Origin of the sequence: Pseudoxanthomonas wuyuanensis (genome assembly GCF_900215535.1) — a bacterium.
Taxonomy (GTDB): Bacteria; Pseudomonadota; Gammaproteobacteria; order Xanthomonadales; family Xanthomonadaceae; genus Pseudoxanthomonas_A; species Pseudoxanthomonas_A wuyuanensis.
Genome location: NZ_OCND01000003.1, coordinates 98075 through 113351, shown reverse-complemented (window position 1 = coordinate 113351; position 15277 = coordinate 98075). Strand labels below are relative to the sequence as shown.

The 15277-nt window shown below is 68.0% G+C and carries 4 protein-coding genes; 1 reads left to right on the top strand and 3 read right to left on the bottom strand.

Features of this window, described 5'->3' with window-relative positions; genetic code table 11:
* A complete protein-coding gene (locus CRO39_RS08115; RefSeq protein WP_162125751.1) occupies positions 1-729 on the bottom strand; it encodes a response regulator transcription factor in 729 nt (242 codons plus the stop codon).
* Between the two features lie 596 nt (positions 730-1325).
* Here CRO39_RS08115 and CRO39_RS08110 point away from each other — a divergent pair.
* A complete protein-coding gene (locus CRO39_RS08110) occupies positions 1326-4013 on the top strand; it encodes a bifunctional diguanylate cyclase/phosphodiesterase (RefSeq protein WP_097121398.1) in 2688 nt (895 codons plus the stop codon).
* Positions 4014-4241: 228 nt separating this feature from the next.
* Here CRO39_RS08110 and CRO39_RS08105 read toward each other — a convergent pair whose 3' ends face one another.
* Positions 4242-7937 (bottom strand): TonB-dependent receptor, encoded by a 3696-nt coding sequence (locus tag CRO39_RS08105; protein ID WP_097121623.1) that lies wholly within the window; start codon positions 7935-7937, stop codon positions 4242-4244.
* A gap of 20 nt (positions 7938-7957) precedes the next feature.
* Complete coding sequence (locus CRO39_RS08100) at positions 7958-14974, bottom strand: DUF7927 domain-containing protein (protein WP_102047689.1); 7017 nt, start codon at positions 14972-14974, stop codon at positions 7958-7960.
* Between the last annotated feature and the right edge of the window lie 303 nt (positions 14975-15277).

Below are 15277 nucleotides of genomic sequence, written 5' to 3'. Positions count from 1 at the left end.
CTAGCCGGTAAACAGGTACCCGGTCCCACGCACCGCACGCACCGGCAGCACCAGGCCGGTGGCCGCCTTGACCCGCGTGCGCAGGCGATGCAGCAGCACTTCCAGCCGGTGCGGATCGAAATGCCACGGATCGTCGCTGAGCGTGCGGATCAGCGTTTCGCGACTCACCGGCGTGCCCGGCGCGGCGAACAGCGGCTGCAGGAACGCGCGTTCGGCCTCGCTCAACGCCACCGCGCTGCCGTGCGGCGGGCACAGGCTCCAGCCGCCGGCGCCCAACGACCATTGCGGCGCGGAAATTTTCGCAGCCGCTGCCGGGATTGCCGCCATCGCGGCGTTGGCTGCCAGCCGCCGCACCAGGCTGCTCACATGGGCAGCCAGCACATCCAGATCCACCGGCTTGACCAGATAGAGATCGGCGCCGTTGTCCAGCCCGTGCACCATGTCCCCCCGGCTTCCGCGGCCGGTCAGCATGACGATGCCGACTGAAGAAATCTGCCGCAGATGGCGGGCCACCGAGTAGCCGTTCTCGCCTGGCAGCCCGACGTCCAGCACCACGATGTCGCAGTCCTGCACCGACAGGTGGCGGTACAGCGCTTCGGCGCTGGCCAGCCCCTGTACCGCCAGCCCGCGCTCGGCCAGGTCGGAAACCATCAGTTCGCGCAGTTCGTCGTCGTCCTCGACGATCGCCACGCGCGTGCGGTCCGGTGGAATGGCTGATATGGCGCTCAATGTGACCCCCGTCTGGTGCTTGCCGGTGCCTGGCAGGATGACCAGGCCCGCTCCGACCTGCCAAAGCATAAGCGGCGCGTGCCGAAAGTCACTATTTTTACCGCCTTGTCGATGGAATCGCTTCCGTGACGGCGCTCCCCTGACCGGCACGGCAGGCATCGGCTCCGCTGCCGCCCTAGAGCGTGTTATGGCCTTTGGGGTGAGTGCGAAGGCCATCACACGCTCTAGCCCGGCGGCGGCGCATCAAGAACAGGCGGCCGGGGCCGATATGACCCATAACAGCGAACGAACGCGTTGGCTGTTATAGACCGATGTATGCGCTAGCGGCCTGTCGGGCTTGGGGAGCGGGGCGAGAATTCGATTGCGCGAGGGCAGTTTTTTGACGATTCGCAGCCCAGGAGTGGCCCTTCTGGTCGAGAATCGGCGGAAAACAGGGCCGCGCAAGCGGATTAAGCGGCCCGGCCAGCCAAAGTCCGACCGGCTAGAGCCAGGCCAGGGGGCCGGTCCGGCATCTGCGCCCTGTGCTGGCGGTATACCCTGCCCTGCAAGCCGGTGTTGCCAGGCACCGCCCACCCCGAGGACTCCAGGTAGCGCAGGTGGAAACCATCACATCACCGCCACAATCGCCGCCAGGGCCCAGCGCCCGCCGGCTGCTGGGCCTGTCGCCGGCGGTTTGGGCATCTGCGGTGCTGGTCGCCGGCCTGCTGGCTACCGGCTGGCTGGCGGATCGCGAATGGCGCGATGTGCAGCGGCGTACGCAGGCATCGCAGCAGCAACTGGCGGACAAGAGCGCGCAGGACCTGCAGGTCCCGCTGCAGGACGCCGCCATCATGCTGCGCGCAATGCAGACGGTCTTCCTTTCAAGCGGCCATCTGGATCAGCGGCATTTCGCCCAGTACAACGACAATCTGCGGATACCGGAACTGGTGCCGGGCCATGTCGCCACCGTGTTCGCCCGCCGCCAGCCCGACCCGGCCAACCCGCGGCGCGTGGCCTACCCCTACGAAGTGGCCGCTCCGCTGCGCGGCAATGAATTCCTGATCGGCTTCAACATTGCCGAGCAGAAGGTCAACCTGCTGGCCCTGCAGCGGGCGCGCGATACCGACACGCCGGTCATCTCGGCGCCGTTCAAGTTCGTCCAGTTCGAACGGGCCGGGATTGAGGCGCTGGGGGTCACGGTGCGGCTGCCGGTGTATTCGCACGGTCCCATCCCGGCCACCGTGGCCGAGCGGCGCCAGCGCGAAATCGGCGCGCTGGCCATCAGCCTGCGGCTGCAACCGCTGGTGCAGCAGGCCCTGCAGGGCCCGGTACTGGACCAGTTCCGGGTGCGCGTCCGCGACGCCGGCGATCCGCTGGCGCAGACGTTTTTCGATTCCGGCACCGCCGTCGCGGCGGATGCGGCGCCGCTTGTGCGCACGCTGGAGTTCGGCGGCCGGCGCTGGGAACTGCAGTTGCAGCCCCGCCACGTCGCCATCTATACCGGGCGCCTGCGCACCGTCATCGTCGCGGGCGTGGCCATCAGCCTGCTGCTGTCGCTGCTGGCATGGTCGCTGGCCACCACCCGCCGCCGCGCGCTGGCGATGGCGCAGCAGATGAGCGCGCGCTTTCGCGAAAGCGAAGCCCGTTTCCGTGCGCTCAACGAACTGCTGCCGGCGCTGGTACTGCTGGCCGACGGCCGCGATGGCCGCATCGTCTACGCCAACCAGGCCGCGCGCCTGCGCCTGGGCGAGACCGGCGGCGTGCCGTTGACCATGCTGTTTGCGGAACCGCGGCTGCGCCAGCGCATCGACGATCCGGCCGCCGCCGGCCACGACCACGGCAGCCTGGAGGCGATGCTGGTCAGCGCCGATGGCGGCACGTTCTGGGCCAATGTCTCGATTGCGCATATGGAAATGGAAGGCGAAGTCCATCTGCTGATGGTGGCAACCGACATTTCCGAGCAGCGCGAACTGACCGAGCGCCTGAGCTACCAGGCCAGCCATGATGCGCTGACCGAGCTGTGCAACCGGCGCGAGTTCGAGCGCCGGGTGGAACAGGCGCTGGTCGAACGCCGGAACACGCCAGGCGGCGAACCGTGCGCGCTGCTGTACATCGATCTGGATCAGTTCAAGCTGATCAACGACGTCTCCGGCCATATGGCCGGCGATCAGCTGCTGGTGCAACTGGCGTTGACCATGCGCCAGCAGTTGCGCAGCGGCGACGTGCTGGCGCGGCTGGGCGGCGACGAGTTCGGCCTGATGGCGTTCGGGCTGGATGCCGACGGCGCCCGCGCGTTCGCCGAACGCCTGCGCCAATGCATCGAAGCGCAGATGTTCGTCTGGCAGGAGAACACCTATACGGTCAGCGCCAGCATTGGCGTGGTGGTGGTGGACCAGGGCGAGCCGACCCTGAAGGATCTGCTGGCCTGGGCCGACACCGCCTGCTACCTGGCCAAGGAAAACGGCCGCAACCGCGTGCATGTCTATCGCGAAGACAACGAAACCACGCGCCGGCACAGCGAAATGGAATGGGCCAATCGGTTGCGCTGGGCGCTGGATCAGGATCGCCTGCTGCTGGACTACCAGGAAATCGTGCCGTTGGAGGCGTCGCTGGCCGGCGCACCGGCGGTGGAGCTGTTGCTGCGCCTGCGCGACGAAGACGGCGGCATCGTACTGCCGGGGACCTTCCTGCCCGCGGCCGAGCGCTACGGGCTGATGCCGGCCATCGATCGCTGGGTAATCCGCAATGCATTGGCGCACTTCTCCGATCTGCATCCTGCCGGCGCACGGCTGGGCGCGTGCGCCATCAACCTGTCCGGGGCCAGCATCGAAGACGACGGCCTGGCCGATTTCATCCTTGCGCTGATCGCCCAGTACGCCGTGCCGGCGCACAAGCTGTGTTTCGAGATCACCGAAACGGTGGCGGTGCGCAACCTGCTGAAAGTGGTGCGCGTGATCGAGCGCCTGCGCCAGGCCGGCTGTATGATCGCGCTGGACGACTTCGGCGCCGGTATGTCCTCGTTCGGCTACCTGAAGAATCTGCCGGCGGATCTGATCAAGATCGACGGCAGCTTCATCCGCGATCTGGACACCGAGCCGATGAGCCGCACCATCGTCAGCGCCATCGCCCAGATCGGCCACCAGCGCGGGTTGAAAGTGGTGGCCGAATGGGTCAGCGGCGGCCACATGTCGGCCACGCTGCGCTCGCTGGGTGTGGACTACGGCCAGGGCTTTGCGCTGCATCGCCCCGAACGGGTGATGTTCCAGCGTCCCGACCCGGAATGGCGGCACGCGGTGGGCGGTTGACCGGCGCGCATTCTGCAAAAGCACGAATAGGGGCAGCGCTGCATCAGCCGCCATTCCGGCGGCGTTCAACAGCCGGGATGACGGGCTTTGGTCTTTTCGGCGTTGCTAGGGCCCTTGTGGGAGCGATGTGAGTCGCGACGTTGATGCTCCCGTCGCGACCTACCCGTGCCGGCATGCCGGCACGGCTCCTCTCAAGTCGGCCTCTGCAACCTCAACTTGCGGAGACCATCAATAGCTCCCCACGAAGTTGACGAACCAGCCCTTGTGGTCGTAGTCGAAGTCGGTCAGGTCGTCGCTGAACTCGGTGAAGTTGTAGCCCACGCCGAGGCGGAAGTTGCGGCCGATGTCGCGGTCCACCCCCAGGAGCCATCCCTGGCGCGTACCTCCGTCCTTGACGTCAAGCCAGCGGTACTCGGCCAGGGCATGCCACTTCTGCAGCAGTTCGTAACGCAGCTGGCCGGCAGCGAAGGTGGTGGCCGAGTCGAACCATTGCCCGGTGCCGCGGCCATAGCGCACTTCGCCTTCGCGACGCGCCAGCTTGGCCGCCACTTCCCAGTTCTGGTTGAGCCGGTATACGCCCTCGAACGACAGCACCTGGCTCTTCTGGTCGTATTGCGCGCCGCCCACCTGCCCCAGCGTGGCCAGGTCGTACAGGTAGGTGTAGCGGCCGAACAGCCCCCAGCGACTGCTGTTCCACGGCCGGTAGGCAAAGCCCAGGTTGCCCTCGATGAACTTGGCGCCGGCGGCCGGGTTCAGTTCGTCATCGGTATCGGCATAGTTGAAGCGCCCGGCGATGCGCCAGCTCTCGTTGAGCTTGTGGCTCAGGCGGTGGGTGCTGACCCACTGCGTGCGCCGCTCCACGCCGCTGTCGCGGCGCCACTCCAGCTTGCTCTGCCAGTCGGTGTCCGGCGAGGTGCGTCCGCCGCTGACGCTGATGGCGCGGCGGTCGACCTGGCCACCGCTGCTGTTGGTCAGTTCGCCGTCGCTGAGGGTGAAGCCCAGGTTCCAGCCCACCGCCGGGTAGAAGTCCATGCCGAAGGTGTGCGCCAGGCCCGACTCGCTGCGGCTCTTCAAAAACTGGCTCTCGTTGAACAGGTTGACCTGGTTGGACAGCCGCCAGCGCTGGCCGAAAGTCCAGCCGTTCTGGCGGTTGGGGTTGAACAGCGAGTCGTACTCGGTGCTGTCGGTGGAAGCGCTGTAGCTGCCATAGAAGCTGTGCTGCGGGCTGAGCCGGTACTCGCCGCTGACGGTGGCCGCATCGCCGCGGTCGCCGGTGGTGACTTCGGCGCCGATGTTGGACAGGTTGGCGAAGTTGTAGCGGGCGCCCAGCGCGTAGGCGTCGTTGTCGGCATAACGTCCATCGTCATCGTCCAGGGTGAACTGGGCGGTGCCGTACACGTCCAGCGCGGTGCCGAAGCGGTGGGTGTAGCGCAGCGCGCCCAGCATGCCGGCGACGTCGCCGCTGCTGCGCTGTTCTTCGACGCGGCGCAGCTCCGCCTCCAGCGTGCCGTCCTCGTCGATGCGCCACTGGCCATTGAGCTGGGCCTGGGTCAGCGACTCGCTGCCGCGCTCGGCCTTGCTGTAGCGGGCGTAGATGCCCAGGTTGGCGCTGAACTGGCCCAGCAGTTCGGCGCCGTGCTCCTCCACGGCCTGGCCGTTGTCGTAGCGCGAGATGGAGTAGCCGGCGTCAACTTGACGCCACCACGCGGCCGCACTCCAGTCCTGTTCGCTCCAGCCCAGTTCGCGGAAGTTGACCCGCGCCTCGACCGCGCTGGCCTCGCCCTCGCGCGGGCCGGTCGGGTTGAGGCGGGTGAAGGACAGGCCGCCGTTGTCGGAGAAGAACACCGGGGCGCTGGTCGCTTCGGTGCGGCTGTGCTCCAGCTTCAGGTAGGTGCCCTTGCCCGCTTGCAGCGTGACATCGGCCGCCATCAGCGTGTAGTCCTCGCCGGCGCGGTTCTCGTCGACATAGGTGACGCCCACGCCGACATGGTCGCCGAACCAGTGCTTGCCACGCACGCCGGCGGTCACCTCGTCGGCATTGAAGTCCGACGGCACCCACTCGTAGTCCACCAGCAACCGTTGCTCGTAGCCGTCCAGCGGGGTGTCGCGGGTGATGCCCGGGACGTTCTGGCGGGTAATCTGCGCCAGCGGCCGGGTCAGCAGCAGCCGCCCCTGCAACTCGTCAATCTCGTAGTCGGCCCCGCGCTGCAGGTCGATGCGCTGCTCGACCCGGCCAGTCGTCAGGTCGCGCACTTCCAGCACCACCTGGTCCGAACCCGGCAGCACGTCGGTATGGCGCAGGTAGTACAGGCTGCCGCCGGTGCCGAGGAACTCGCTATGGCCCGGTGCGGTCTGCGCCTCGGAACCGAACGCGCGCAGCTCGCTCACCGGGTCGCCCCAGGCATTGGCCGAGCGCGAACGCCAGTTCAGCGCCGCCCCGTACAGCGAGCGCACGTACTGCGCGTACTCGGTGCCGGTGATGCCGGTGGCGAAGTTGCCCCACAGCGCTTCGTTCTTGTCCCAGTCCACCCGCAGGTAGAACCGCCCCATCGTGTCGACATCGCGGTAGGTGGTGGAGTCATCGCCATAGGTCGGGTAGTACAGGTCCGGGTCCAGGCGCCGGAAGATGTCCTGCGGGTCGGCCTGGGTGAAGCCGTCGAACAGGTCCTCCAGCGGCCGGTCCTGGGTGTCGGCCTGGGCGGTGATGAGGTATTTGCCGCGTGCCTTGGCCTTCAGGTAGAAGGCCAGCCGGCCATCGCTGAGGAGGTCGTCCTCGCGCCCGGCCAGGGCCAGCTCGCGGCCCGGACCGCTGGCCTTGTTCTGGTACACGGTGATGTCGGCCAGGCCGACGCCGAAGAAGTAGCGCCCGCTCACGTCCACGTCCAGCCGGTACTGCGCCGGCGTGGCGCCTTGGCCGCCCTGCAGGGCGATGTCGAACGCGTGCTGGCCCACCGGCATCAGGTACTCGGCCACGAACTTGCGTTCCAGGTCCACCGGGTAGCTGTCGCCGTTGATGAGCAGGCCGTAGCCGGCCGGCAGGTTGCGCCCCTGCACGCGCACGCGCGAGCCGTAAATGGGAATGTTCTGGTAGCGCAGCGTGCTCTCGGAGAACGCGTCATCGACCAGCTGCTGGGTCTGCGCCTGCTCCTGGCTCAACGCGGTGCCCAGCGCACGCTCGGTGCTCTCGCGCAGCACCTGCCGGCCGCGTTCGGCCTCTTCCGGCCGCACCAGCTGCAGCCGCCGCGGGTGGGTCTGGTCGACGTTGCCGGCGGCATCGATGGCACGCAGCACGTAGACCAGCTCGTCGCCGGCGCGGAAGCGGATGTTCGATGGCAGGGCGCCGTCCCACTCGGTCTGCGACACCGCCGCGACGTCAATCGGCACCTGCGCCAACGGCTCCACCAGGTCGCCGTCGTTGCCGCGGAACACCGCCAGCTCCATCCGCTCGATGAAGGCCGAGTAATTGCCGCGCACGAAAAAGCGCACCGGGCCGGTGATGGCGGTGCCGTCGAACGGCACCATCGTCGGCGCCGATACCGACAGCTCGGGCCGGCCCAGGGTCGGGTCTTCAGTCGCCCAGATGACCCCGCCGCCGGGCAGGTTCACCGAGAAGCGTCCCTGCGCCACCGCGCGGCCGGGCGCTTCCAGCCCGATGCTCACGCGCCGGTCCGGCTGCAGCGCCGCCGAGGACGAACCCGCACTGGTGCCCTCCGTCACCGGATGGTCGTAGCTGCGCGTGCGCAGCTTGAACAGCAATCCTTCGTCGGACATGCAACCGGTGGCGCCGCAGTCCATCGTCGGCTGTGCCGCACCGCCGTCCTGGCCAGCAGCGGCGGACGCGGCGTCCGTGCCCTGCGCCTGCGCCAGGGCCATCTGCGACATCCCTGCCAGGATGCCAATCAAGGTGTAGTCAAGCAGCTTCATCTTCATGATCCGGTCCCCTCTCACTTGCGTTCCGGACCGACAGGGGCTGTCGGATCGTTGCTGGACTCCACGCGCACCTGGGCGCGCACCTCGGGACTCAATCGTTCGGCCAGAGCCTCGTACACCGCTCGCGCCCGGCGCATTCCCAGCGCCGTGTTGTAGGCATGCGAGCCACGCACATCGGTGTGCCCGACCAGCGCCACGGTGCCGCCGCCCATGCTTGACAGCCGGGCCGCCACACGGTCGAGCAGCGGTGCGAACTCCGGCCTTATCTGCGCACGGTCGGTGTCGAACAGCACCGTCCCCAGCAGTGCGCCGCTCTCGTTGGCGCCGGCCATCAGCTCGTGCACATCGGTGCGCACGGTGACCGTCAGCGCTGGGCGATGCTCCGGCGCCACCTGCGCCAGCAGTGCCTCGCGCACCGCGCTGGCGCGGTCGAAGGCCAGCGCCTGGCGGTCGCCGTCGGCACTGATCACCACCTCGCCGCCGCCGTAGGCGTTGACCTGTTCGGCCATCTTTGCGATTGCCGGCAGGTACTCGTCCCGCACTTCCGCGCTGTCCGGCGCAAAGATCACCTCGCCCAGCATCAGTTCGACCTGTTCGGTGCTGCCGGGGATTTCGACCACTGGCAGCTTCACGCCGAAGTCGAAGCGCACCGGGATGCCGGGAGTGATCCGCCTTACCAGCGGGTTGTCGGTGGTGAACGGCGTGCCCGGCGGCAGCGTCGACGGGTCGACCTTGAGGATGAAGTTGCGGTAGCCACGCTCGCCGCCTGGCACATCGGCCAGGTGGTAACGGCCGTACTGGTCGGTCTCGATCAACAGCCCGTCCACCGAGGCCACGCGCACGCCGGGAACGCCGCGCTCGTCGATGCCGGCATTGCCGATGACATAGTCGACCACCACACCGCCTTCGCCCTGGGCAATGCGCCGCTCCACGGTCGGTGCGGCCGCGTTGCGGCCCTTGGCGGCGTCACCGCTGTGCTCCAGCCTGGTGGTGCCAGACGCATCCATACGCACGATCGCTCCTTGTTCGGTGGTCAACACAAAGTCGTTGGTGAATGCCGCCTCACGCAGGCGCTGGCGGATCACCACCCGCGGGCCTGGATCGGCCGGCGACTGGCGGCCAGCGAGCTGGTCCAGGTCGATGCCATGCAGCAGCGGAGCGCTGGCGTCGGCCACCGGTTGGGGCCCGGCACCGTGGTCGATGACCGTGGAGCCGGCGATGTAGGCGTCCGCGGCAAAGCCGCCCTGCACCCTCACCCCGCTCAGGGCCGCGCTGTCCTGCCAGCCGTCGCCGTCGCGGTCGTCGAAGACGGTGCCGAAGATCAGGCTGTCATCGAGCAGCGGGTCCGACTCCACCGTGACCTGCGCGGTGGCGACATTGGAAATCGGGTTGCCGGCCGGGTTCTGCGCCACCGCCTCGTTGACCTGAGTGCCCTGGCGCACGCCGGCGCCGACCCGCAACAGGTAGACGATGCTCGCCTGCTCGCCGGCGGCAATGTCCAGTCCGCCGATGCGCAGCGGGTAACGGCCCGCCGCCAGCACGAAGGCGCCATCGCCGTCGGCCACGCTCATCGAACCTTCCACGTAGCTGAAGCCCGCTGGCGGCGTGTCGATGACGGTGCCGTTGCTGAGGTTGGCGGTGCCGACGTTCTCCACCGTCAGCGTGTAGCGCACCAGGTCGCCGATGCGCGCCGTGCGCACGCCCGCGGCCTTGACGATGCGCAGTTCCGCGCTCTCCAGCACCCGGTGCGAGGTGTCGCAGCTCTCGCAAATCGGGACGATGCTGCTGCCGACATGCTCGCCGGTGACCGCGTTGCGCACCTCACCGGTGGCATTGGCGTTGACCGTCGCTGGGTAGACGAAGGTGTAGGTACCCGGCACCGTACCGGCGGCCATGATGCAGACAATCTGCGCTGCACCGTTGCTGCAGCCGGCCGGCATCGCGCCGACGCTCAGGCCCGCACCCGGGGTGTCGGTCAGGCGCAATTCGGACGGAATGGCCGCGTTCTCAATCGTCACCGTCAACGTGTAGTCGATGGTGTCGCCGATGCTGACCTCGCCACCCGCGCCCGGGTTGGCGCTCTTGACGATGGTGATGACCGGCTCGGCCAGCGGATGCTCGGTGCTGCAGCTCGTGCACTCCGGTTCCGGATCGCCGCCGCCCTCGGTGACGACCACGCTGTTGCCGACCGAATCGACGGCATCGGCATCGACCGTGGCCGTGTAGGTCACCGCATAGGTGCCCGGCAGCGTGCCGGTCGGCAGCGTGCATTCCAGCTGGCCGCTGCAGGTGAACTCGCCGGCGCTGGTCACCGCACCGAAGCTCAGGCCCGTGCCCAGCGTGTCGGTCAGCACGAACGGTGCGGTCGTGGCCGCCGTCGCGATGGTCGTGGTCAGCGTATAGGTCAGCGTGTCGCCCGCCCGTACTTCGCTGCCATCGGCCGGATCCGCGGTCTTGACCGTCGCGATCGTTGGCAGCGCAATCGGGTGCTCGGTGGCGCAGGTCGCGCACTCCGGATCCGGATCGCCGCCGTCGCCGGTGACCACCACGCTGTTGCCGACCGAACCGGTGGCACCGGCGTTGACGGTGGCGGTGTAGGTCACCGCATAACTGCCCGGCAGCGTGCCGGCCGGCAGCGTGCACTCCAACTCACCGCTGCAGGCGAACGCGCCGGCATCGGTCACTTCGCCAAAGCTCAGGCCCGCGCCCAGCGTATCGGTCAGCACGAACGGTGCCGTCGTCGCCGAGGTCGCGATGGTCGTGGTCAGCGTATAGGTCAGCGTATCGCCCGGCCTCACTTCGCTGCCATCGGCCGGATCGGCGGTCTTGACCGTCGCGATCGTCGGCAGCGTAATCGGGTGTTCGGTGCTGCAGTTCGTGCATTCCGGATCCGGATCGCCACCGTCGCTGGTGACGACCACGCTGTTGCCGACCGAACCGGTGGCATCGGCATCGACGGTGGCGGTATAGGTCACCGCATAGCTGCCCGGCAGCGTGCCGGCCGGCAGCGTGCACTCCAGTTGCCCGCTGCAGGCAAACCCGCCGGCGTTGGTCACTTCGCCAAAGCTCAGGCCCGCACCCAGCGTGTCGGTCAGCACGAACGGTGCGGTCGTCGCCGAGGTGGCGATGGTGGTGGTCAGCGTGTAGGTGAGGGTGTCGCCCGGCTGCACCTGGCTGCCGCTGGCCGGGTTGGCCGACTTCACCGTGCTGATGGCCGGCAGCGCGATCGGGTGCTCGGTCTGGCAGACCGTGCATGCCGAATCCGGATCTCCGCCGTCTTCGGCGATGACCACACTGTTGCCGACCGTGCCGGTGGCATCGGCATCGACGGTGACGGTGTAGGTCACCGCATAGGTACCCGGCAGTGTGCCGGCCGGCAGCGTGCACTCCAATTGGCCGCTGCAGGTGTAGCCGCCGGCATCGGTTACCGCGCCGAAGGTCAGGCCCGCGCCCAGCGTGTCGACCAGCCGGAACGGCGCGGCCGTGGCCGAGCTGGCGATGGTGGTGGTCAGCGTGTAGGTGATGGTGTCGCCCGGCTGCACCTGGCTGCCAGCGGCCGGATTGGCGGACTTGGTGGTACCGATCGTCGGCAGCACGATCGGGTGCTCGGTGTTGCAGCTCGTGCACTCGGGATCCGGATCGCCGCCGTTGCCGGTGATGGCCACGCTGTTGCCGACCGTACCGGTGGCATCGGCATTGACCGTCGCGTTGTAGGTCACCGTGTAGACACCGGCGACCGTGCCAGCCGGCAGCGTGCACACCAGCTGGCCGCTGCAGCTGAAGTCGCCGCTATCGACAACGGCACCGAAGCTCAGGCCAGCGCCCAGCGTGTCGGTCAGCACGAACGGTGCGGTCGTCGCCGAAGTCGCCACCGTCGTGGTCAGCGTGTAGGTGATGGTGTCGCCGGGCTGCACCTGGCTGCCGCTGGCGGGGTTGGCCGACTTCACCGTGCCGATTACCGGCAGCGCGATCGGGTGTTCGGTGCTGCAGGTCGTGCATTCCGGATCCGGATCGCCGCCGTCGCTGGTGATGGCCACGCTGTTGCCGACCGTACCGGAGGCATCGGCATCGACCGTGGCGGTGTAGGTCACCGCATAGGTGCCGGGAGCGGTGTTTGCCGGCAGCGTGCATTCCAGTTGCCCGCTGCAGGTGAAGCCGCCGGCATTGGTCACCGCGCCGAAGCTCAGGCCCGCACCCAGCGTGTCGGTCAGGGTGAAGACATCGGTGGTGGCGCCGCCGCTCAATGTGGCGGTCAGGGTGTAGGTGATGGTGTCGCCGGCCTGTACTTCATTGCCGTCGCCAGGAGCGGCGGCCTTCGTCACCACGACCGCCGGCGCAATCGGCGTGGTTTCGTCGCAGTCGTTGCCGGGTGCCGCGCAATCCACATCGCGAACGGTCACGGCGTTGTCGATGCTGCCGATGCCTGGCGGCAACGGATCGTCGATCTGCACCACAAAATTCAGGGTCACCGCGGCATTGGCGGCGATGTTGAACGTCGCGGTATTCCGGCAATCGCTGCCGGTGCAGGCGAAATCGTTGCCCGCGGCCACGGATGCGGTGCCGGCCGGCAGCGTCTCCACCACATCGCCCGGGAACAGGGTGCCGACGGCGCCGCCGGCATTGGCAATGGCGATGGCGTAGGTCAGCACGTCGCCGGCCCGGACAGCGGCACCCGGCGTGTAGGCCACGCCGTTGACTTCGGCCAGCGTCTTGGCGACCGACAGTTCGGGTTCGGCCAGCACCGGGAACGCACAGGACGCGAGGTCGCGCGAAGCGCCGGCGGCGGTGGCCACCTGCGGCGTCAGCACGCCGGTGGCCGGGTTGTAGGCGTAGTAGGTGGCGGGCTGGCCGCTGCCGCCGTTGTTGGCCACGTACAAGGTGCCGTCCGAGCCGAAAGCCACGCCGGCCCAGTTGATCGTGCTCGGGGTGCCGTTCAGCAGCGGCCGCGCCTGTCGCGTCGCCTGCAGGGTGGCCGGATCGAAGCGGTACAGATCCTGGCCGGCCGACAGCCAGCCATTGCCGGCGGCATCGAAGGCGATGTCGCCGGAACCCAGATCGGTCGGCGCGATGTCGAACGCCAGCGTACCGGCGAGCGCAGCCGTGTAGCCGAACGCGCCATCGGCGGTCACCCGCCAGACCTGCGGCGTCGCAGTGCCGCCGGCAATCATGTAGCCGATACCGTTGGGCGCCATTCCGGCGCGCGGGAAATCCGGCGAAGCGAACGACGCCTGCGCCTCGTACCACCCGCCGTTGGCGGCGTCATACGCCCACAGCACTGTGTTGCTGCTGGTCACGCGCTGGACGAACAGCAGGCGATTGCGGACAGGGTCCACCATCATCCCGTTGACGTTGCCGGCCAGCGGCAGTGCCAGTTCAGGCACCACGGCATCGGCGCCAGCGCCCGGCTCGTAGCGATAGACGTCCACGCCGTTGACGATGCTGAAAATCGGATTCGCGCCGACCGGGCAAAAATCGTAGGCCACTGCCGTTGCGACCGGATGCCCGGTGGTACAGCTCGTGCACTCGGGGTCCGGATCGCCGCCGTTCTCGGTAATGGCCACGCTGTTGCCGACGGTGCCGCTGGCATTGGCATCGACCGTGGCGGTATAGGTCAACGCGTAGGTGCCCGGAGCGGTGCCTGCCGGCAGCACGCAATCGAGCACACCGCTGCAGGTGAAGTCGCCGGGATCGGTGACGGTGCCGAAAGTCAGGCCCGCGCCGAGGGTGTCGACCAACCGCAAGGGGGCGGTCGTGGCCGAAGTGGCGACGGTGGCGGTCAGCGTGTAGGTAATGGTCTGGCCGGGCTGCACCTGGGTGCCGTCGGCCGGGTCGGCGGTCTTCTGCGCCGAGACTTCCGGCGACAGCGGCGTGTTGATCAGATCGCAATCGACCACGTCGCCCATTTCCAGGACGTTGAGCGTCGGCGGCGCGTTCGGGTTGTAGGTGTCGTCGAGCACCGTCTGGCCGGTGCGGGTGTTCACGCAGACGATGCGACGCGCGTAGGCTTCCAGCGTCGAAGCACTACCGGGCGCCATCTCCTCGACCAGGGTGAGCGCATTGCCGGACATAGCCATGGTGCTGATGTACGGGTAGGCGCCAGTGGCCGAACCGGTCGTGGTGCCGGTACTCACCGTCTGGTCGTTGACGTTGACGATGCTGTAGGTGAACTGGTCGGCCGGATCGGCCCGCCCCTCGGGCAGCACCTTGCGCAGGCGCATCGCGCAGCAGCGCACACCGATCGCAAAGCCCTGGCCGGCGGCGGAGTGGATCTGCCCCATCACGGTGAACGGCTGCGCGCTGCCCACCACCTTTTGCGACGTCAGCACCACTGCATTGGCGTCGCTGCCGCTGGTCATGCCCTTGAAACGGAGGCAGTCGACGTAGCTGCCAAGACAGGCCGAGGCGATACCCGGATCCAGCGTGGCCGGCGTGCCCTGCTGCACCGCCGCGGCCGGGGCATTGCCCAGCCACTCCAGTACGTTCCACGGCGTGCCGCCGGACACCACGCCGAAATCAAGATGCTCCGGATTGGAGTTCAGCCGCTCGGCGTCGGCCACCACTATCTCGAATGGCAGATCGGTGACCTCGGTGCCATCGGGCGCATACAGGCGGATGTCGGACAGCGTCAATACGGCCCCGTTGCCGCGCCCGTCGGGCGAATGCAGCGCCGCCGCATTCGGCGTGAAGATGGTGTAGAAGCCGGAATTGCCGCTGAAGTTGGAACCTGTCCAGGTCGGTGCCTGGCGCACGGTCAACCGCGGATTCGCCGCGCTGCCGCCGCTGACGCTTACGTTGAGCTCCACCCTGGAGCCGTCCGGCAGGTCGAATTCGAAAGGCACGTTGCTGGTGCCGCTCAACAGATCCTCGTCGACCGCGCCGAACTGGAACCAGCAGATCGTGCCGACGTGTTCGCCGTTGGAATTCGGATCGGCCAGGCGGCATTCGTTGGCCGCCGCGGGCAGCGCCACGCCGAACATCAGCGCCGCCAGCAGGACAAGCAGCGTCCATCCTCCGGACAGTCGCCGGCTCATCCATGGATGCAGCACGTGCAGGGCACGGGCACGGCAACCTGCCGCGCCCGGGATCTTGTCTTGTTTGCTCATAGTCGCCACGTCCCAGCTGACCGGCAAAAACTGATGCGGGTCAAAAATTCGATGTGTTTGTGGGCCGGCATCTTCTGTGATAAGCGTCTCGGTTTGAATTACAGAACTTCACCGAAACTCTCCATTCCTCCCCGGCCGCTATCCCGTCGGCCCCACAGAAACGACGGCCGCCGTTGCCCCTGGCGAGCGCGCGCCATCCGTGTGATTCCCACGCTTTCCAGCACTCTCCGC